Genomic DNA, 19,075 nt, shown 5'->3' with positions numbered 1-19,075 from the left:
AACTATCAAATGGTGGCGACCCTCACGTTTTGGAGAACCATCGTGTCCACTACCACCTATGAGACCACCACACCCGGCCGCGCCCTGCGTATCGGCCTTTGGGCCGCACAGGGCCTGATCTTCTTCGCTTTCACCGCGGCCGGGCTGGTCAAGCTGCTGACGCCGATCCCCGAACTTGCCGCGATGATGCCCTGGGCCGGCCAGCATTCCACAACGTTCGTCCGCTTCATCGGACTGGTCGATCTCGCCGGCGGGATCGGCATTCTGCTGCCGGCACTGACGCGGATCCTGCCGCGGCTGACGGTGCTGGCCGCACTCGGCTGTTCCGTGTTGCAGGTGTTCGCGCTCGTCTTCCACATCTCGCGCGGCGAAGCGCCTGTGACGCCGCTCAATGTCGTCCTGCTCGCGCTCAGCCTGTTCGTGCTGTGGGGACGCGGCCACAAGGCGCCGATTGCCGCTCGGCAATTTTGAGCAGCTGGACGCCGCAGCCATGATCCCAGCCAACGGATGGTCCCGCAGGGGCCTGCTCGCAGGCGCGTCGATCCTCACGGCCGGCGGCACCGCCGCGGCCAAGGAAGATCGCCTCACCGAGGGCGTCGTGATCCTGATCGACAGCAACGAGCCCTATGTCATGGGTCATGCGATCAGCTACTCTGCCAACCTCTCCAGGCATTTTGCCGACAGGGGTGCGAGATTGCTGATCGAGGTGGTCGCCAACGGCAAGGGCATTGACGTGTTCCGGGCGGACAAGACTCCGCTCGTCGAGCCGCTCGCGACGCTGCGGCAGTCGCTGCCCAACCTCGCCTACAGCATGTGCGCGTCGTCAAAAGCGATCGCGGAAACCAAGGAGCAGATCTCCATTCCGCTGATATCGGGCGCGAGCCTCGTCCCGTTCGGAATCGGACGCGTGGTCGATCTGCAACTCAAGGGCTGGGCCTATATCCATGCGTGAGAGGCCTCGCGTGCCCGGCACGGCGCCGTCCAGACGATCGCTCCTGATGGCCGCGCCCGCGCTCATTGCCTCGCTGCGCGCAGGCCGTGCGCGAGGCGGCGACCCGTCCTGGCCGCCGGTGTTCGAGACCGGCCGCAACCAGTTCACGGTCGTGCGGCCTCGTGCGCCGATGGCTCCGCTCCGGCTTCAGGACCTCAATGGCAGGGACATCGTTGCGACGGCAAAGCCGGGACGCATCACGCTGGTCAATTTCTGGGCGACGTGGTGCGCGGCCTGCCGGCTCGATCTGCCCGCGCTCGCAAGCCTGGTGGGATCGCGGCCGGACCGGCTCGACGTCCTCGCGATCTGCACCGATACGAAGGACTTGCGAAAGATTCGCGCATTCCTTGGCGGCCTGGCCGTGCCAAACCTTGCCTGCTACGTCGACGCGTACGACGCAATTGCGGAATCTTCGGTCGGGAATTTCAGGCTTGTCGGCATGCCCGTCACCTATCTGGTCGGAACAAGCAATCACGTCGAGGGCTATATCGCGGGCGCACCCGACTGGCTCTCGCCCGCCGGCGCCCGGCTGCTGCAATTCTATCGCGAGCAGGCCTAGGACGAAGCGGTCTGCCGTCACGCCGCCGATTCCGACGGCCCTTGCCCGATCGCAAAGGAATGAGATTCTACGACACAACCCGTCATTGCAAGGTGCGCCGACAGACCATACGCTGCCCGTCATCGGCAGCCGCCGTCGGTCTCGTTTGCATCGGGAGAATTGCGAATGGTTCACGTCTCGCGACGGAAACTGCTTCAGCTTGCGGTTATTGCACCATCGGCGCTTACTGCCGCTTGGACGTCGGTTGCATCCGCCGCGACCGGAAAGAAAATCCTGACTGCGGTGATGCAGTCGGACCTTCGCGTCACCGATCCCGGCTTCACGACGGCCATCATCACCCGCGACCATGGCTACATGGTCTACGATACGCTGCTGGGCATCGATTCCAGCTTCAAGGTGCGGCCGCAGATGGCCGACTGGACGGTGTCCGCGGACAAGCTGACCTACACCTTCACCCTGCGCGACGGCCTGAAGTGGCATGACGGCGCGCCGGTGACGGCGGAGGACTGCGTCGCCTCGCTGAAGCGCTGGTTCACGAGCGTCGACGGCATGGCGCGCAAGCTGATGGACTTCACTTCGGGAATCGAGGCAACGGACGCCAAGACCATCGTGCTCAAGCTGAAGGAGCCCTATGGCCTGGTGCTGGAGACGATCGCCAAGCCGTCGGCCGTTGTCGCCTTCATGATGCCGAAGCGGTTGGCCGAGACCCCGATCACCAAGCAGATTCCGGAGCAGATCGGCTCCGGCCCATTCAAGTTCGTCGCGAGCGAATTCCAGCCTGGCGTGAAAGCCATCTACGAAAAGAACACCGACTATGTGCCGCGCAAGGAGCCGGCCGAATGGACATCGGGCGGCAAGGTGGTCAAGGTCGACCGTGTCGAGTGGATCACGATGCCGGATGCGCAGACCGCGCTCAACGCGCTGCAATCCGGCGATGTCGATTTCGTTGAAACTCCGCCGTTCGACATGCTGCCCGCGCTCGAGTCCAACCCGGACATCACTGTTTCCATCTTGAACAAGTTCGGCTTCCAGTCGTTCGGCCGGATGAACTTCCTGCACCCGCCGTTCGACAATGTGAAGATCCGCCGCGCCGCGCTGCTCGCGATCAACCAAAAGGACGTGCTCGACGCCCAGATCGGCAATCCTAAGTACTACAAGTTCTGCGGCGCATTCTTCATCTGCGATACGCCGCTGGCCAGCGATGCCGGCGGCGAGACCCTGATGAAGGGAAACGGAATGGCGGACGCGAAGAAGGCGTTGGCAGAGTCCGGCTATGACGGCACGCCCGTGGTGATCTTGGCGCCAGGCGACCAGATCCTGCTGAAAGCGCAGCCGATCGTGGTCGCGCAGCTGCTGCGCGAGGCCGGATTCAAGGTCGACCTTCAGGCCATGGACTGGCAGACCTTAGTGACCCGCCGCGCCAGCCAGAAGTCGCCGAAGGAAGGCGGCTGGAACATGTTCTTCACCTACCAGGGCGCCGCCGACTCATTGAACCCGCTGGTCAACGTCCCGATGGGCGGCAAGGGCACGAGTGGCGGCTGGTACGGCTGGTCCGAGGACCCCAAGCTCGAGGAGATGCGCGACGCCTTCGCTCGCGCCACTTCACCTGAAGAGCAGAAGAAGATCGCCCTCGACGTGCAGAAGGAAGCCTACGATCAAGTGATCTACATCCCGCTCGGCCAGTTCCAGGCGCCGAGCGCATGGCGCAAATCACTGACCGGCGTGATCGACGGCCCGGCAACGCCGATGTTCTGGAATGTGGAAAAGAACGAGTAGGCTCGCGGCCTCACAAAGCTCTAGTTCGGATGCCACCAGCGGCCGCCGATGACGACGCCTTCGGACACGATCTTGCGATCACCGATCAGGTGCTCGCCGACGACGTCCTCGTAGTCGAACTGGCCTTGGCGCACCGAGATCAGCGTGGCGTCGCCGACGCTGCCCGGCTTGAGGCTGCCGAGCTCGGGACGCCGCAGCGCCATCGCCGCATTCACCGTCGAGGCCGCGATCACGTCGGACAGCTCCATGCCCATGCACAGGAATTTCGACAGGGTCGTGACCTGGTCGAAGGCCGGGCCGTCGATGCAGAGCTGATGGATGTCGGATGAGATGGTGTCGGGATAGAAGCCGTTGGCGAGCATCGCGCGCGCGGTCTTGAAGGCGAACGAACCCTTGCCGTGGCCGATGTCGAACAGCACGCCGCGCTCGCGCGCATCCAGCACCGCCTTCTTCACCGTGCCCTGCGCGGTTGCGGGCGTGTTCGGGAACGGGCGGAACGCGTGGGTCAGCACGTCGCCGGGACGCAGACGTGCCAGGACCTCTTCATAGCTCGGCGGCGGATGATCGATATGCGCCATCAGGGGCATGCCGACCTCGTCGGCAACCTGCAGCGCAATGTCGAGCGGCACCGCCCCTGACGTGCCCGAGGAATGCAGTCCGACGCGCACCTTGATGCCGACGATGAGGTCGCGATTGGCATCAGCGACCTTCGCGGCCTCGATCGGATTCATCAATCGCAGCTCCTCGCTCTCGCCGACCATGATCCGGTGCGAGAAGCCGAAGATACCGGCATGCGAGACATGCAAATAGGCGAGGATGCGGACCTGGCTCGGCTCGATCACATGCTTGCGGAAGCCGGCGAAATTGCCCGGCCCGGCGCTGCCGGTATCGACCGCCGTGGTGACGCCGGAGAGCCGGCAGAACTCCTCGGCGTCGATGCCGAGCGAGGTGCCGCCCCAATAGACGTGGGTGTGCAGATCGATCAGCCCCGGCGTGACGATGAACTGCGAGACGTCGCGTACCTCGGTGCCCGGATCGGCCTTCAGCGCGCTGCCGACCGCCGCCACCTTGCCGCCGGCGAAGGCGACATCGGTCACGGCATCGAGTTTCTGCGAGGGGTCGATCACGCGGCCCCCGCGCAGGATCAGGTCAAAGGGCATCGTCGTCTCCGGATGAGGCAGCGCGGTGCTGCGGCATGGCAGCCCCGCCAGCGAGGAAGGAAGCCATTCGTTTCTAGCAATTTTCGCGCCGAATGGCGCGGCAAACCATACCTCTTGCCTATGAAAAATGGGAATCCGGAAGGCTCGAACTTCCGACATGCGTTCTAGAAAGCCGTTGGCGGAGGGATTATCCCGCCGTCCAACTTTAGTCATGCCTATGTCGGGGGATCCCCCAAGAGATCCCCCGAGACAGCTGTTGAGTACCAGCTTGTGTGGCCGACCCGTCCCCTACGCGAAGTGGAAGTCGTGGCTGTTCAGCTTGTCGAGCTGCGTGTTCTTCAGCGTGAGGGTGTCGCTCCCCGTCGCGATGACGACGTCGTGGCCCGACTGGGCCGCGTGGGAGAGAACGCTCGCAAAACTGTCGAATACGCTTTTGCTGAACTCGATCGTGTCGTGAGCAGGTCCGCGGGCAGCGAAGTCCTTGATAACGTCCTGGCCGAAGTTCGACGCAAACTGGAACGTATCCGCTCCCGCTTTGCCAACCATGACATCGTTGCCGGTGGTGCCAGTCAGCGTGTCGCTGCGGCCCGAGCCGATCATCGCCGCGCCCGAGCTGGTTCCGACCACGTGGTCTGTGGTGTCGACCTGCTCCGCGGTAAAGGCGTGGGACTTACCCGACAGGTCGGAGGTCTGGAAGCTCCACTTGCCGTCGGCGTCCGTCGTGGACGAACCGACCGAGGTCGTGCCGTCATACAGCTTGATCTCGCTGTTGGGATCGGCCGTGCCCTTGATCGTCGCGGTGTGATCCGAGTGCTGGCGTACATTGGTGACTTCCACCGTCGAGGTGCCGCCACCGCTGTGCGAGCCGATCGGCGGATCGATCGGCTGCGACAAGGCGCTGGTGTTGCCGGCTGCGTCGGTCGCTGTCGCGGTGAAGGTGTGTGACCCGTGCTTGAGATTCGGGGTCGTCACGCTCCAGTCACCGTCACTTGCAACGGTCGTCGTGCCAAGCAGGGTCGCGCCCTCGTAGAGCTTGATCAAGCTGCCCGCTTCCGCCGTCCCGGAGACCGTGGCGCGGTTATGCGTGGTCGGATCGCTCAACAGCACCGGGGCATCGGGGGCAGCGGTATCCACCGTCACGTCCAGCGCAGTCGATGCCTTGCTGGTGACGCCAGAGACCGTGTCGGTCGCAGTGAAGCTGTGCTTGCCGTCCGGCAGCGCGGCGGTGGTGTAGTGCCACGCTCCATTCGCATCCGCCGTGGCCGTGCCGAGCTGGGTGGCGCCGTCGAGCACCTTGACCGTGCTGTTGGCAACCGCAGTCCCGGCCAGGGTCAGCGTCTTGTCGCTCGTGATGTGATCACCGGCAGTGCCGGTATCGTTTGAGAACGAGGCGATTTTCGGCGCGGCGGGCGCTGTGGTGCCCGTGCCCGACGTGCCCGAGCCGGTGGAGCCCGTCGTCCCAGAACCAATGACCGCATCCACGGCCGTCGACGCAGCACTGACGTTGCCGGCAACGTCGGTCGCCTTCGCCGTCAGGGCGTGCGAACCGGCCGACAATGCAGACGTCGTGACGCTCCACGCACCGCTCGAGTTGGTTGTCGCCGTCCCGACCTGGGTCGTTCCGTCAAACACCTTGATCGCGCTGTTCGCTTCGGCAGCCCCCGACAGAACGACTTGGTTGGCAGAGTTGACGGTGTCGCTCGCGATCGTCGGTGCAGCTGGCGCCTTGGTGTCGACGGTGACCGCCACCGCAGCCGATGCCGCGCTGGTTTGACCCGACGAGTTGGTCGCGGTCGCCGTCAGCGTGTGCTTAGCATCGGTCAAGACCTTGGTGATATAGTCCCAGCTTCCGGCCGAAGTCGCGGTCGCCGTACCGATCTGCGTCGAACCGTCATAGACTTTCACGGTGCTGCCAGCCGCGGCGGTGCCGTGCAGAGTGATCTGATTGGCGTCCGTGATGCCGTCGCCAGTCTTGCCCGTATCGGGTGACCAGGATGCGATGGTCGGTGCTGCCGGGACTTCGGGCGTTGCGGGGGGCGTCGTCGGAGACGACGTCTGCCATCCCGTGCCGAGTTCGTCGTTGTTCGTCAGGACGGGCGTGTTGTCCCTGAAGTAATAGTATCCCCACTTGCCCTGCCCGAGCTCGTTGTTGGTGAACGAGACGCCGGAAATCTTGTCGGTGCTGCTGAAGCTGCCATCGGAGTAAAGGGTATAGCCGCCCCCCGCAAGATAGTTGCCGTCCACCTGAATGTTGGAAACCGGACCGAAGTCATTATTGATCATCACGGCCGAGACGTAGCTGTTCTCGTTGATGACCGTGTTGTGCCGAATGACGACGTCTGAAACGCCGCCGTCGATCTCAATGCCATCGTAGTGCGGACCGCCCAAGGACGTGCCGAGACGCACATCCGGCGCATTCATATCATGGATATAATTGTCTTGGACGAGGCTCGAACCGGTGACGATAATGCCGTTCTCCACGTCATGGATGTCGTTGCGCAGGAATGTGCCGGACCCGACAATGCCGTTCGCGCCATCTGGGCTACTTCCAACGTTTAAAATCTCGCTGTCCTTGACGACAGTTCCTGTAATGCCATCCTTGATCCAGATTCCTGTCCAATCGCTGGACGTGATGCGAGTATTCTGAATCGTGACGTTATCGGCCAGGACCGTAATGGTGCCTTTGACATCGAGAGCGTCGATTACGGTGCCTGGTTGAGTGATAGTTACGTCGCCCGATGGAGTCAGGATAACGCCATCAGGAAGACCGGTGCTATTCGCGTCTGGAAATCCAGCAATTGCCATGTTTGTTCATCCCCTGAGCAATGCAGCGCAGACTGAGTTTCATGCGCATACTGATCGATACGTCGCGGCTCAGTCCAACTTGAGCTGGTCCTTTGCCGCCCCATCAGCCGCGTGTTCGAATTCGCACGCGCCTTTTTTGCGACGATTCATTGACCCGAGCATGGAGTTTTTAATCTCGCAGCCGCAATTCCTGCCGCCGCCCAAATTAATATTATCGCCGAACTGAAACTAATGATCAGGATTAAATTCTCGGTCGAGCGCGTTATTTAAATGAGCGGCGACCTGTTGTGATCCCTGTCCATACTAATATTTGTTGCGACCTCACGTCGCCGGCCCTCGCTTCGCCAATCACCAGCGGCGTACTGCGCGCACCAGTCGGGGCCACCGCCCTGGGGTCGTTAGCCACACGGCCATGACGTCGCGGGCCCGACTCAATTGCAGCCGCGACCGCATGCCTGCAATTGCGTCGCCCATCCGGTGCCGGCAGAGCGACTCCGCTTCATTCTGATAGCTAATGGCCGGCAAAGGACTAGAAAGAATGGCGATCCCGGGAAGACTCGAACTTCCGACCTACGGTTTAGGAAACCGTCGCTCTATCCGGCTGAGCTACGGGACCGCGGAACCCGCATCAGTCGGGTTGCCCGGGGGTGTACATATCAAAGCGGCGACAGGATCGGAAGCCCTCGCCGCGCCCAATGCGCAAGGACCGCCGCCGGCCACCTACGCCCTGATATTATTATCCTTCACCACCTTGCCCCAAGTGGCGACCTGCTTGTCGAAGAAGGTCTTGAAGGCCGCCCCGTCCTGCAGCAGCAGCGTCATGTGCTGCGTCTCCTTCAGCTGGGCGGCGGTCGCAGGCTCGCTCAGGATCTCCTTGGACGCTGCCGCGAAGGCTGCGACGATGTCAGGCGGCGTGCCCGCGGGCGCGAAGATGCCCCACCAGGCCAGTGTCTCGAAATCGGGAAAGCCGGCTTCGATCGCGGTCTGCGTATCAGGCAGGGCCGGCAGCCGCTCGCGGCCGAGCTGCAGGATCGGACGCAGCATGTTGGTGCCGAGCTGGGCGGCGACCAGCGCCGCCGATCCCGCGATGAGATCGACATGGCCGCCGAGCACGTCGTTCATCGCCGGACCGCCGCCGCGATAAGGCACATGCATGATCTCGACGCCGGCCTTGCTGCCGAGCACGGTCATGGCGAGATGGCCGAGCGTGCCGATGCCGACGGATGCATATTTCACCGCGCCCGGGCTCGCCTTGCAGGCCGCCACCACGTCGGCAAAGCTCTTGTAGGGGCGGTCGGCACCCGCCGCGATCACATAAGGTGCGGTGCCGATGAGCAGTACCGGCATCAGCTCGCGCTCGACGTCCACCGGCGGCTTGTCGAGGATGGACGGAATCACCGCGTGGGAATCGAACGTGACCAAAAACGAGGTGCCGTCCGCCGGGCTCTTGGCGACCTGCGCCGCGCCGAGCGCGCCGGCGGCGCCCGATTTGTTCTCGACCACGACGATGCGATTGAGCTTGGTTTGCAGGCTGGCCTGCAGCAGCCGCGCCATCGCGTCGGTCGAGCCGCCCGGTGGAAACGGCACGACCAGCGTGATCTTGCCGGCCTGCGCCATGGCCGGCGTGATTGCGAGAATGGCCGGCGCAGCGAGCAGCGCGCGTCGTGTGATCGTCATGGTCCCCTCCCGTTTTTGGTTCGCGCCCGGCTTTTTGCTCTTTGGCGCTTAGGTCGTGCCGAAGCCCGACCCGGCTTTTCTGTATTCTGGCCGAGGCGGACTGAAAATGTCCAGCACGCGGGCACCATCCGGGCCGGCCCGCATGGTGTGCGGCACGTTGCCCGGCGTGCGCCAGAAATCGCCCTTCTTGACGGCAATCTCCTCATCGCCCTGGACGCGGATGGCGGAGCCGTCGAGCAGCACGCCCCATTGCTCCTCGGGATGATGGTGCAGCGTGCCCTGCGCATGGGGCGCCAGCGTCACCACCGACAGCATCGCCTGCTCGCCGGAGAAGATGCGCGTGGTCACTCCCGCGGCGAGTTCGCGGAACAGGCCGTCATCGGGACTGTCGATGTTGTGGAATTCGTCCTTCTGGCTCACGCTGCCCTCCCCTTTCTTTTTCCTTGATCAGGATTTCCCATACGAACCCTGATAGCGGCCCTCGCGGATCGCCTTCAATGTCTCCTCCTCTCGCGCCACCTGTGCCCGCACGGTCTCCAATAGTGCTGCGGCACCTGCGGCGGGAAACGACACCACGCCGTCCTCGTCGCCGACCACGATGTCGCCGGGCGAGATCACGCTGCCGCCGATCGTGACAGGCACGTTGATCTCGCCGGGGCCGTTCTTGTAGGGACCGCGATGGATCACCGCGCGGGCGTAGCAGGGGAAGTCGTCGGCCGCGAACGCGGCGACGTCGCGGATCGCGCCGTCGATGACGTAGCCTTCCGCTTTGCGCCATTGCGCGATGTTCTTCATGATCTCGCCGACCAGCGCCCGCGTCTCGTCGCCGCCGCCATCGACCACGATGACGTCACCGGGACCGACCAGTTCCAGTGCGCGGTGGATGGCGAGATTGTCACCGGGACGGGTGCGCACGGTGAAGGCCGTGCCCACCAGTGCGCCGCCGCGATGATAGGGCTTGAGACCCACCGCGCCGGGCAGCCGGGCGAGATTGTCCGAAATGACCGAGGTCGGCGCACCGCGAAAACCCTCGATGATCTCGGCCGGCGGCTTCGGCACGCTGTTCGCTGCGATGGTGATCGTCATGTCGGTCCTTCCGCGTTTGTCTTATTCGGCGTGCGCCCGCGCCTTCGCCGGCCAGATCCGGAAGGCGCGCCCCTCCTTCAACCACGCCGCGCGCTCATCGCGCAACAGGGTGCGGCGGACTTTGCCGGAATCATCGCGCGGCGGTGCGCTGACGATCTCGAAGCTCTCGGGGTGCTTGTAGCGGCTGAGCCGCTCTTTGAGGAAGTCCGCCATGCCGTCGGCGATGGCCTGACCGTCGGCGCCGTCGTCCGCCTCGATGATGGCATGCACGCGCTGACCCAATTCCGGATCGGGCAATCCCACCACCACGCAGGAGCGCACGCCGGGCGCCTCGGAGACGGCGGCCTCGACCTCGGCCGGATAGATGTTGGCACCGCCGCGCAGCACCATGTCGGCGAGGCGATCGCCGAGATAGAGATAGCCGTCCGCATCCAGCCTGCCGATATCGCCGAGCGATTCCCAGCCGTCGCTGCGCCGCTTCGGCTCGGCGCCGAGATAGTGGTAGGTCGCGTCCGCACCATCATTGTTGAGGAAATAGATCTCGCCGGTTTCGCCCGGCGCGACGTCGTTGCCGTCCTCGCCGATGATGCGCAAGCGCGCCATGTCGCCGATCTTGCCGACTGAGCCCTTGTGCGTCAGCCATTCCGTGCCCGAGATGATGCAGGCGCCCTGCCGCTCGGTGCCGCCATAGAGCTCCCAGATCCGCTCCGGGCCGAGCCAGGCGATCCAGTTCTCCTTCAGCCAGGGCGGCATCGGAGCGGCCATGTGGAAGACGGTCTGGAGGCTCGACAAATCGTAGGCGCTCCGCACGTGTTCCGGCAACGCCCAGATCCGGTGCATCATGGTCGGCACGAAGTTGACCCATTGCACGCGCTCGCGCTCGATCTGCCGCAGCGTCTCCTCGGCGTCGAACTTGACGAGGCCGGTGAGCTGGCCGCCGGTGAACAGCGCGTAATGCGACACGATGAACGGCGCATTGTGATAGAGCGGCCCGGGATTGAGCAGCGAGACTCCGAAGGGGATGTTGAGCGGCGGCACGGCGACGGTGTCGGTCACCGCCGGATGATGATCGAGGATCACCTTGGGGCGGCCGGTCGAGCCGCCTGAGGTCATGGCTTTCCAATAGCGTGCCACCGGGGGATTGAGCGGCTCATCCGAAAATCCGTCCGGCACGAAATCCGCCGGCAGACGGTTTGGCGCGTTCCAGTCGGCTTCGCCGCCGACCACCAGCGCGGGCTTGAGAATGTCGAGCACGGCGGCGGCTTCGCCGCGCGGCAACCGCCATGACAGCGAGGTCGGCGTCGCCCCGCACTTCCACACCGCGAACGAGGTCTCGAAGAACGCGTTGCCGTTCGGCAATCCGATCGCGACGAAATCGCCGGGCTTGACACCCTTGGCCGCGAACGCCCGCGCGCGCCGGTTGGCGCCGCGCTCGAGCTCGTCCCATGTCAGCGTGTCCTGCCCATGACGGACGGCGATCGTGCCATGTGGCTTGCGTTCAGCGTACCAGCGCGGCACGTCGGACAAGGGCAGCAGCATCGGGCGTTTCCATTTCGTTTCTTGGGTCTTGTTCTTATTCTGTGTGTTTCGTGTTCTGGCATCGCCTCAGGTACGGCGCTTGCGAGGCGAAGTGTAGCAGCCCGACGCCACGGCGCTGTGACTCCCGCGCCACGTCAAGCCCAAAATGTCAGCATCCCAGACATGAAATTCCCGGGTTCCACGGGTGACAAGCCGGCGATAAAGAGGCAAAAATCTGGCTCGACTCAGTTCGGGTTGAGTTTGCCAGGGAATGCTCTCGTAGAATGTCGTCCGTGATTGCATTGCGTCGTGCGGCGCTGTTTCTCACTGCCGCAGCAGGAGTTCTTCTGCTGACGCTGCCGCATGCCCAGGCGCAATGGTGGAAGCGCGCGCCGGTCGACTTCGAGGAATGCGCCGACGCCGCAGAGAAGGCCGCGACCAAGGCCGAGAAGACCTCCGCGCTCGCCAATTGCAACGCCAAGTTCGCCGGCCGCCGCAAGCCGGGCGGCGGCTATTCCTATTACGACTTCCTGCAGGATCGCACCTTCGACATCGCCGGGCCCAACCCGACGCCGGAGGAACAGAAGAAGATCGACGAAGCCTACACCGCCTATCTCGCCAGGGAGCGTCGCAACAACGAAGCCGCCCAGGCGACTGCGCGCCAACAGCGCGAGCAGCAGGAGCAACAGGCGCGGCAACTCCAGCAGGTGGCGCTGCAGACCGAAACCGAACGCGTCCGCGTGCCGGTCCCGGTCGAGCGGCCGAAGGTGCAGCAAACCGTCGGCCAGCGAAAGGGCGCGCCCTGCACCAAGGGCTCCTTCTCCTGCGAATGGCCGCGGCTGTCGGAAAGCTTGAACGACCTGAAGAAGCTGTTCAACCCGGCGCCGAGCAAGCCGGCGAAGAAGAGCTGAGCTCCTCGGCTTCATTCCGCTGCCGCCGCAAACTCGGCTGTCGTCCCGGAGAAGCGTCAGCGCAGGTCCGGGACCACAATGGAGTCTGTGGCCTCAATTCGTGTGCTTCTTCTTGCTGCGCTTCGGCTTGACCACCGGCGCCGTCGCTGTCGGCGGACCACCCAATTGCGACCTGCTCTCCTGCAGGCGCCTGTCATAGCCGGGCGAGGTCACGACCGTCGGGGGTCTTGCGTGAGCAAGCGTCGAGATGCCGCAGAGCGCGACGAGCGCGAACCCGATCTTCAGACAATGCCTCATGGCATGCTCCATCACCGTCAAGCTCTACCCGCGGATCTGCTGCGGCGTCAGACGCGGCGGTCCGTTGCCGGCCGTCTCGGCTTCCCTGATCAGCGCAACAATGCGGCGCATCAGCGGCACCTCGACATGGTTCTGCTCGGCGAGCGCGATCACGGCGCCCTGGAGATAGTCGATCTCGGTCTTGCGGCCGTGTTTCAGGTCCTGCCACATCGAGGAACGCGCCTCGGGATCGATCTTCATGGTCCGCCCCAGGATCGCTTTGAAGATCGCATCGGGCAGCCGCAGCAAGGCCGGAGACCAGTTCATCGGGATCGGCGTCGCCGAGACCGGCGCGATGCCCGCGGCCTTCAGCGCGGCAAGCCCCTCCGCCATCTGGTCGGCGAACAATCTTCGCCAGTCGCGGCTCGCCAGTTGAGCGGCAAGCGGCATATCCGACAGCGCGCTGAGCGCGTTGTTCAAATTGATGATCAGCTTGCCCCATTGCACGCCGGTGATGTCACGGCTCGCACGCACACTGAGGCCCGGCACCGAAAGCGCAGCTGCCGTGTTCGCGGCGTCCTCGCCGATATGGATGTCGCCGGAGGTCGAGCGATGGAAACGGCCCTCGCCCATTGCGATCACGTTGAACGGCACCATCCCGGCGAGCACACGACGGCCACCGAGGCGCTCGCGCAGCACCGCGACATTGCCGACACCGTTCTGAAGCGAGACGATGACGGCATCCTCGGGCGCATGCCGCGCGATCTGATCCGCGACATCGGCGCTGTCGGCGCTCTTGACGGTGACCAGCACGATGCCGGCACTGTGCAGGATCGCGGGATCCTCCGATAGCGCGAGCTGGCCTGCGCCGAGCTTCTTCTCGGAGCCGTCGAAATCGGTCAGAACCAGGCCGAACCGCTCGATCTCGGTCTTCACCCGCGGCCGCGCCAGCAGCGCGACACGGCGGCCGCCGGCCGCCAGCATGCCGCCGACGAAACAGCCGATGGCGCCGGCGCCGGCCACAACGATCGGTCGATCCGCAACCACTGAGCTTGCTCCCTGAACGAGACGGCCTTCGATAGCAGAGGCGAGGCCGGCAACCAATCGCGTCGCATCCGACTTGTAACGGTCATGACGGCCCCATATGTTTTCGCCCCGGGGGCAGTCAGCGGCGCAATCGCCGAACGAGACGCCAAAGGAGAGCACCATGGGTCTACTCGACGTCCTCAACGGCATGCAGAACGGCCCGCGGGGCCCCTCCACGCCGAGCTCCGAAAAGTCCTCCGGCGGCATGTCGCCGATGACCATGGCGCTGCTCGGCCTGCTCGCCTGGAAGGCGTTCAAGCACATGACCGCAAACCAGTCCGGTACGGCGCCGCAACCGTCACCGACGCCGGCCCCTCCGCCGGTCGCCGCCGATAACGGCGGTCTTGGCGGTCTCGGAGGCCTGCTCAAGGGCGGGCTCGGCGGCCTGCTCGCGGGCGGCGCGGCCGGCACGGTGCTCAGCGGCGGCCTCGGCGACCTCCTCAACCAGTTGCAGCAGGGCGGCCACGGCGACGCCGCGAATTCCTGGGTCAGCAAGGGTCAGAACAAGCCGATCGCGCCGGGCGATCTCGCCAGCGCACTCGGCGCCGACCAGATCGAGAGCCTGTCCGCCCAGAGCGGCCTCTCGCGCGAGGAGCTGCTCAACGGCCTCAGCCAGTATCTGCCGCAAGTGATCGACCATCTGACGCCGGACGGGCGGCTGCCGACCGAGAACGAGCTCTCGGGCAGACTTTAATCCAACCTCGATCGACGCGTTCTCGGGAAGGGGAGCACACTCATGAGCATGGGCGGCCTGTTGTGGATCATCGTCGTCGGCTTCATTGCCGGCCTCATCGCGCGCTGGCTGGCGCCCGGGCCGAACAATCCGAGCGGCTTCATCCTCACCACCATCCTCGGCATCGCCGGCGCGTTCCTGGCGACCTTCGTCGGCCAGGCCATCGGCCATTACAGCCCCGACCAGGGCGCCGGCTTCATCATGGCCACCATCGGCGCGGTGGTGGTGCTGTTCATCTGGCACCGGCTGGTGGCAAGCGGCGTGATCAAGGGGTAGCTTGTCGTCATTCCGGGGCGCGCGAAGCGCGAGCCCGGAATGACGTTGCTTCACCTCACGTGATCAAATGCATCCCCGCATCCATGCGCACGACCTCGCCGGTCATGTTGCTGGACGCCGGCATAGCCAGGAAGCAGACGAGCTGCGCGATATCCTCCGCTGACGAGGCGACCTTGAGCGGCACCTTCGCCACGACGCTGTCGCGCACCTGCTTGGCGCCGGCCTCGCCGCGGCCCTTGGTGAACCAGGGCGTATCGATATAGCCGGGACACACCGTGTTGACGCGGATCAGCGGCGCCAGCGCGCGTGACAGCGACAACGTCATGGTGTTGAGCGCGCCCTTGCTCGCGGCATAGGCGATCGACGAGCCGACGCCGCTGATGCCGGCAACCGAGGACACGTTGACCACGGCCGAGGGCCGCTCCGAGGCCTTCGCGCCGGCCTCGAGCAGGCTGCGCGCCGCGCGTACCATCTGGAACGGGCCGATGGTATTGACGCCATAAACCCGCTGGAAATCTTCGGCCGACAATCCGTCGAGGTCGGCATGCGCCACGTGTTTGGTGGTGCCGGCATTGTTGACGAGGATATCGAGGCGGCCCCATCCGCTGGCGGCCGCGACGATCCTGCGGCAATCCTCGTCCTTCGAGACGTCGCCCTGGGCGACCAGCACCTCCGCCGCGCCGGCCTTGCGGCAGAGCTCAGCCGTGGCCTCGGCCTCGGTCTTGCTCGACGAATAATTAATGACGAGCCGCGCGCCGCTGCGCGCGAGAATTTCGGCGGTCGCCGCGCCAAGGCCGGAGGCCGACCCCGTCACGATTGCGCACAGATTGTCCTTGGCCATCTTGATGTCCTTCCCCGTGGCTCTGATCTTTCGCGTCCTGTTTAGCGAGTTTGCGGCGCCCTGCAAATCGAGCAAACTCCGCTAAGCGGAATTAGCTTGGTGCCCATGCCCGCGCCGCAGGTTGACCTGCGATCAACGCTTGTCAGGGCCATGGCTTTTTCGGATCATCGGGCGCAAGAAGACCTGCGCGGGTCGCCCGATCAGGCGGGACGCGCCAACGGCAAAACACGGGGAACGCTGTGGCGGAGAGTGACAACATCGTCGTCGAGACCGCGGAGAAGATCTTCGCCGATCTCGCCGATCCGCAAACCATCAACAACGACAAGAAGAATTCGTGGCAGGCGCCGCTGTGGCAGGCGCTGAGTGAAGCCGGCCTGCCCTTGTCCTGGGTGCCCGATGATCTCGGCGGCTCCGGCGCAAGCCTGGCCGACGGTTTTGCGCTGCTGAACGCCGCCGGGCGCTTCGCGGTCGCAGTTCCCCTCGCCGAGACCATGCTGGCGGGCTGGCTGCTGGCGCAGGCGAAGATCGCGTCACCAGAGGGTGAGATGACGGTGCTGCCGGCTTCCCCTCGGGATCGCATCACCCTCGATGCCGACGGCTCGCTCTCCGGCCGCGCGCGCGGCGTGCCTTTTGCGAAAGCGGCCAAGCATTTTGCGGTGCTGGCGCATGGCAAGGACGGCATTTCGATCGCGCTGGTCGATGCCGGCCAAGGCCGGATCGAATCCGGCCTCAATGTCGGCTACGACCACAGCGACACCGTGACGCTCGACAAGGTGCAGCCCGTCGCGCTCAAGCCTGCGCCGAAGGGCTTTGACCAGACCACGATGATGCTGATGGGCGGCGTTGCGCGCAGCCTGCAGATCGCGGGCGCGCTGGAATCGATGCTCGACATCTCCGTGCGCTATTCCAACGAGCGTGTCGCCTTCGAGAAGAAGATCTCGAAATTCCAGGCGGTGCAGCACAATCTCGCCCGCCTCGCCGGCGAATCCGCCGCAGCGCTTGCGGCGGCGACCTCGGCGGCCGACGCCATCGCGAATGCCAGAAGCTTTGACGACGAGGTCTATCTCGAAGCCGCCGCCGCAAAGATCCGCTGCGCGGAAGCTGCGGAAAAGGGCGGCGCCATCGCCCATCAGGTGCACGGCGCGATCGGCTTCACCCTGGAGCACATCCTGCACCGCTATTCGCTGCGGGCGCTGGCCTGGCGCGACGATTTCGGTTCGGAGAGCCACTGGGCCGTCGAGCTCGGCAAGCTGGTCGCCACCAGAGGGGCCGACGAATTGTGGCCGCTCGTGGCATCGCGCTGATCAGGGAGAGAAACACATGACCGCTGCCCTTCGTTTCGATCCGATCCGCCTGCCCGAGAAGTGCGAGCAATTGCGCAAGGAGGTGCGGGCCTTCCTCGCCGAGGAGATCGCCGCCGGCACCTTCGACCCGCACAAGCCCAACCGCGAGGACACCGACGCGCCGGAATTCTCCCGCCGGGTCGGCGCCAAGGGCTGGCTGGGAATGACCTGGCCGAAGAAATATGGCGGCCAGGAGCGCTCCTTCCTCGAACGTTACGTGGTGACCGAGGAGATGCGCGTCGCCAATGCGCCGACGCGGCGCTTCTTCGTCGCCGACCGCCAGAGCGGGCCGGTGCTGTTGAAGTACGCCCCTGAACATATCAAGATGGAAATCCTGCCGCGGATCTGCCGCGGCGAGATCTGCTTTGCCATCGGCATGAGCGAGCCGAACTCCGGCTCCGACCTGTTCGCCGCGAAGACGCGCGCGACCAAGACCGACGGCGGCTATCTCATCAACGGCACCAAGATCTGGACTTCGTCGGCACACATCGCCGACTACATGATCGCGATCTTCCGGACATCGCCGCCGACCAAGGAGAACCGCCGCCACGGCCTGACCCAGTTCCTGGTCAAGATGAAGCAGCCGGGCATCAAGGTGAATCCGATCGGCCAGATCACCGGCCAGTACGAGTTCAACGAGGTCGTCTTCACCGATTTCTTCGTGCCCGATGATCACGTGCTCGGCGAGGTCGACGGCGCCTGGAAGCAGGCGACGAGCGAGCTTGCCTATGAGCGCTCGGGCCCCGAGCGCTTCCTCGAAACTTATTACGTGCTGACCGAGCTGGTCCGCGCGGTCGGCCCCAACCCGGACACGCGCAGCGCCGAAGGCATCGGCCGGCTCGTCGCGCAGCTCCACACCATGCGGCGGATGTCGGTCTCGGTGGCCGGCATGTTGGAAGCCGGCAAGGAGCCGGTGGTCGAGGCGTCCATCGTCAAGGACATCGGCACGGTCTGGGAGCAGCAGCTTCCGCACCGCGTCCGCGATCTCGCCGCCTTCGTCGAGGAGACCGCGACCAACCGCGAGACCCTGGAGCGGCAGCTCGATTTCGCGATCAAGACCGCGCCGAAACTCACCATCCAGGGCGGCACCACCGAGGTGCTGCGCGGCATCATCGCGCGCGGCTTGGGCTTGCGCTAAACCTTCGAGGACATCATGAGCACCTATAAAGACATCGGCGTCGAGAAGGTCGGACATGTCGGCACCATCGAGATCCGCCGCCCGCCGCTGAACTTCTTCGACATCTCGCTGATCAACCAGATCGCGGACGCGCTCGACGAGTTCGATCGCGACATCGAGATCCGCGCCTCCGTTCTCTCGGCGCAAGGCAAGGCGTTCTGCGCCGGCGCCAACTTCCAGGATCCGGCGCGGCAGGCTCAGGAGGCGCGCGAGGCCGAGAAGAAGGGCGATCCCGCCGACAACCTCGGCTCGATCAACCATCTCTACATCCAGGCCGTACGCATCTTCCGCGCCAAGAAGCCGATCGTGGCCGCCGTGCAGGGCGCCGCCATCGGCGGCGGATTGGGCCTCGCGGTGTCGGCCGATTTCCGCGTCACCTGCCCCGAGGCGCGCTTCTCCGCGAACTTCACCAAGCTCGGCTTTCATCCCGGCTTCGGCCTGACGACCACGCTGCCGGAACTGATCGGCAAGAACAACGCCGAACTGATGTTCTACACCAGCCGCCGCGTTACCGGCGAAGAGGCGTACAAATGGGGCCTCGCCAACGAGCTGGTGCCGCAGGACCAGGTCAAGGCGGCCGCCATGAAGCTCGCCGGCGAGATCGCCGAATGCTCCCCGCTCGGCCTGCTCTCCACCCGCGCCACCATGCGCAACGGGCTCGCCGACCGCGTCATGGCCGCCACCAATCACGAGCTCGCCGAACAGACCAGGTTGCGTGCGACGGAGGATTTCAAGGAAGGCGTCAAGGCCACGGAGGAACGGCGCGCGGCGAATTTCAAGGGGCGCTAGTCGTTGTAGAGCGCCGACGCTGCAAACTCTTCCGCTGTCGTCCCTGCGAAAGCAGGGACCCATAATCCCAG

Annotated in this window: 19 protein-coding genes and 1 tRNA gene; 10 read left to right on the top strand and 10 right to left on the bottom strand. The window is 64.8% G+C overall.

The genetic code is table 11. The annotated features are described in order from the left end of the window. Positions 1-42 precede the first annotated feature (42 nt). From XH83_RS03370 to XH83_RS03355, 4 genes are all read left to right on the top strand, one after another. Entirely contained in the window at positions 43-471 is a 429-nt protein-coding gene (locus tag XH83_RS03370) for a DoxX family protein (RefSeq protein ID WP_246776409.1), read from the top strand. A gap of 19 nt (positions 472-490) precedes the next feature. After that, entirely contained in the window at positions 491-952 is a 462-nt protein-coding gene (locus tag XH83_RS03365) for a DsrE family protein (protein WP_194405674.1), read from the top strand. Between the two features lie 46 nt (positions 953-998). After that, on the top strand, positions 999-1,550 hold the full coding sequence (locus XH83_RS03360) for a TlpA disulfide reductase family protein (protein WP_246776408.1): 552 nt from the start codon (positions 999-1,001) through the stop codon (positions 1,548-1,550). A gap of 165 nt (positions 1,551-1,715) precedes the next feature. After that, complete coding sequence (locus XH83_RS03355; RefSeq protein ID WP_194405672.1) at positions 1,716-3,326, top strand: ABC transporter substrate-binding protein; 1,611 nt, start codon at positions 1,716-1,718, stop codon at positions 3,324-3,326. A gap of 20 nt (positions 3,327-3,346) precedes the next feature. Here the strand turns inward: XH83_RS03355 and XH83_RS03350 are convergent, their stop codons facing one another. The 7 genes from XH83_RS03350 to XH83_RS03320 all read right to left on the bottom strand — a co-directional run bounded on the left by XH83_RS03350 (position 3,347) and on the right by XH83_RS03320 (position 11,593). Continuing rightward, positions 3,347-4,486, bottom strand: a complete 1,140-nt coding sequence (locus XH83_RS03350; RefSeq protein ID WP_194405671.1) for an amidohydrolase/deacetylase family metallohydrolase — start codon at positions 4,484-4,486, stop codon at positions 3,347-3,349. A gap of 288 nt (positions 4,487-4,774) precedes the next feature. Next, positions 4,775-7,291 (bottom strand): Ig-like domain-containing protein, encoded by a 2,517-nt coding sequence (locus XH83_RS03345; RefSeq protein WP_194405670.1) that lies wholly within the window; start codon positions 7,289-7,291, stop codon positions 4,775-4,777. A 539-nt stretch (positions 7,292-7,830) separates the two neighbouring features. Further along, positions 7,831-7,907, bottom strand: a tRNA-Arg gene (locus XH83_RS03340). Between the two features lie 104 nt (positions 7,908-8,011). Beyond that, positions 8,012-8,968, bottom strand: coding sequence for a tripartite tricarboxylate transporter substrate-binding protein (locus XH83_RS03335; RefSeq protein ID WP_194405669.1), 957 nt, complete (start codon positions 8,966-8,968; stop codon positions 8,012-8,014). A gap of 48 nt (positions 8,969-9,016) precedes the next feature. Next, positions 9,017-9,388: a dimethylsulfonioproprionate lyase family protein gene (locus XH83_RS03330; protein WP_194405668.1), complete on the bottom strand. Its 372-nt coding sequence runs from the start codon at positions 9,386-9,388 to the stop codon at positions 9,017-9,019. 27 nt (positions 9,389-9,415) lie between these two features. Beyond that, entirely contained in the window at positions 9,416-10,054 is a 639-nt protein-coding gene (locus tag XH83_RS03325; RefSeq protein ID WP_194405667.1) for an RraA family protein, read from the bottom strand. 21 nt (positions 10,055-10,075) lie between these two features. Next, positions 10,076-11,593 carry an AMP-binding protein gene (locus XH83_RS03320; protein WP_194405666.1) on the bottom strand — a complete coding sequence of 506 codons (1,518 nt, stop codon included), beginning with the start codon at positions 11,591-11,593 and terminating at the stop codon, positions 10,076-10,078. A 263-nt stretch (positions 11,594-11,856) separates the two neighbouring features. Here XH83_RS03320 and XH83_RS03315 point away from each other — a divergent pair, with 263 nt between their 5' ends. Next, positions 11,857-12,483, top strand: a complete 627-nt coding sequence (locus tag XH83_RS03315; RefSeq protein WP_194405665.1) for a hypothetical protein — start codon at positions 11,857-11,859, stop codon at positions 12,481-12,483. A 93-nt stretch (positions 12,484-12,576) separates the two neighbouring features. Here XH83_RS03315 and XH83_RS03310 read toward each other — a convergent pair whose 3' ends face one another. Together XH83_RS03310 and XH83_RS03305 are read right to left on the bottom strand one after the other, a co-directional pair. Next, positions 12,577-12,780: a hypothetical protein gene (locus XH83_RS03310; protein WP_194405664.1), complete on the bottom strand. Its 204-nt coding sequence runs from the start codon at positions 12,778-12,780 to the stop codon at positions 12,577-12,579. 24 nt (positions 12,781-12,804) lie between these two features. Next, the gene (locus tag XH83_RS03305) at positions 12,805-13,806 is read right to left on the bottom strand and encodes a 2-dehydropantoate 2-reductase (RefSeq protein ID WP_194405663.1); all 1,002 of its coding nucleotides are present in this window, start codon (positions 13,804-13,806) and stop codon (positions 12,805-12,807) included. A gap of 160 nt (positions 13,807-13,966) precedes the next feature. On the opposite strand from XH83_RS03305, the gene XH83_RS03300 reads away from it, so the two are divergent. Together XH83_RS03300 and XH83_RS03295 are read left to right on the top strand one after the other, a co-directional pair. Beyond that, a complete protein-coding gene (locus tag XH83_RS03300) occupies positions 13,967-14,539 on the top strand; it encodes a YidB family protein (RefSeq protein WP_194405662.1) in 573 nt (190 codons plus the stop codon). Between the two features lie 42 nt (positions 14,540-14,581). Further along, the gene (locus XH83_RS03295) at positions 14,582-14,854 is read left to right on the top strand and encodes a GlsB/YeaQ/YmgE family stress response membrane protein (RefSeq protein WP_083636342.1); all 273 of its coding nucleotides are present in this window, start codon (positions 14,582-14,584) and stop codon (positions 14,852-14,854) included. A gap of 55 nt (positions 14,855-14,909) precedes the next feature. On the opposite strand, the gene XH83_RS03290 is transcribed toward XH83_RS03295, so the two are convergent. Further along, the gene (locus XH83_RS03290) at positions 14,910-15,695 is read right to left on the bottom strand and encodes an SDR family NAD(P)-dependent oxidoreductase (protein WP_194405661.1); all 786 of its coding nucleotides are present in this window, start codon (positions 15,693-15,695) and stop codon (positions 14,910-14,912) included. A gap of 239 nt (positions 15,696-15,934) precedes the next feature. Here XH83_RS03290 and XH83_RS03285 point away from each other — a divergent pair, with 239 nt between their 5' ends. The 3 genes from XH83_RS03285 to XH83_RS03275 are packed head-to-tail and all read left to right on the top strand — an operon-like array spanning position 15,935 to position 19,004. Beyond that, complete coding sequence (locus tag XH83_RS03285) at positions 15,935-16,999, top strand: acyl-CoA dehydrogenase family protein (protein WP_194405660.1); 1,065 nt, start codon at positions 15,935-15,937, stop codon at positions 16,997-16,999. A gap of 16 nt (positions 17,000-17,015) precedes the next feature. Continuing rightward, entirely contained in the window at positions 17,016-18,176 is a 1,161-nt protein-coding gene (locus tag XH83_RS03280) for an acyl-CoA dehydrogenase family protein (RefSeq protein ID WP_194405659.1), read from the top strand. Between the two features lie 15 nt (positions 18,177-18,191). Then, a complete protein-coding gene (locus tag XH83_RS03275) occupies positions 18,192-19,004 on the top strand; it encodes an enoyl-CoA hydratase/isomerase family protein (protein WP_194405658.1) in 813 nt (270 codons plus the stop codon). The last annotated feature ends 71 nt before the right edge of the window (positions 19,005-19,075 follow it).

The organism is Bradyrhizobium sp. CCBAU 53351 (assembly GCF_015291745.1).
In the GTDB taxonomy this organism is placed as follows: domain Bacteria; phylum Pseudomonadota; class Alphaproteobacteria; order Rhizobiales; family Xanthobacteraceae; genus Bradyrhizobium.
Note: the sequence above shows the minus strand (reverse complement) of the source record. Positions and strands in the feature narration are given on the sequence as shown.

Coding starts and splice junctions, on each gene's coding strand:
- XH83_RS03365 (WP_194405674.1), top strand. CDS start 491: ATGATCCCAGCCAACGGATGGTCCCGCAGGGGCCTGCTCGCAGGCGCG.
- XH83_RS03360 (WP_246776408.1), top strand. CDS start 999: ATGGCCGCGCCCGCGCTCATTGCCTCGCTGCGCGCAGGCCGTGCGCGA.
- XH83_RS03355 (WP_194405672.1), top strand. CDS start 1,716: ATGGTTCACGTCTCGCGACGGAAACTGCTTCAGCTTGCGGTTATTGCA.
- XH83_RS03350 (WP_194405671.1), bottom strand. CDS start 4,486: ATGCCCTTTGACCTGATCCTGCGCGGGGGCCGCGTGATCGACCCCTCG.
- XH83_RS03345 (WP_194405670.1), bottom strand. CDS start 7,291: ATGGCAATTGCTGGATTTCCAGACGCGAATAGCACCGGTCTTCCTGAT.
- XH83_RS03335 (WP_194405669.1), bottom strand. CDS start 8,968: ATGACGATCACACGACGCGCGCTGCTCGCTGCGCCGGCCATTCTCGCA.
- XH83_RS03325 (WP_194405667.1), bottom strand. CDS start 10,054: ATGACGATCACCATCGCAGCGAACAGCGTGCCGAAGCCGCCGGCCGAG.
- XH83_RS03320 (WP_194405666.1), bottom strand. CDS start 11,593: ATGCTGCTGCCCTTGTCCGACGTGCCGCGCTGGTACGCTGAACGCAAG.
- XH83_RS03315 (WP_194405665.1), top strand. CDS start 11,857: ATGTCGTCCGTGATTGCATTGCGTCGTGCGGCGCTGTTTCTCACTGCC.
- XH83_RS03310 (WP_194405664.1), bottom strand. CDS start 12,780: ATGAGGCATTGTCTGAAGATCGGGTTCGCGCTCGTCGCGCTCTGCGGC.
- XH83_RS03300 (WP_194405662.1), top strand. CDS start 13,967: ATGGGTCTACTCGACGTCCTCAACGGCATGCAGAACGGCCCGCGGGGC.
- XH83_RS03295 (WP_083636342.1), top strand. CDS start 14,582: ATGAGCATGGGCGGCCTGTTGTGGATCATCGTCGTCGGCTTCATTGCC.
- XH83_RS03290 (WP_194405661.1), bottom strand. CDS start 15,695: ATGGCCAAGGACAATCTGTGCGCAATCGTGACGGGGTCGGCCTCCGGC.
- XH83_RS03280 (WP_194405659.1), top strand. CDS start 17,016: ATGACCGCTGCCCTTCGTTTCGATCCGATCCGCCTGCCCGAGAAGTGC.
- XH83_RS03275 (WP_194405658.1), top strand. CDS start 18,192: ATGAGCACCTATAAAGACATCGGCGTCGAGAAGGTCGGACATGTCGGC.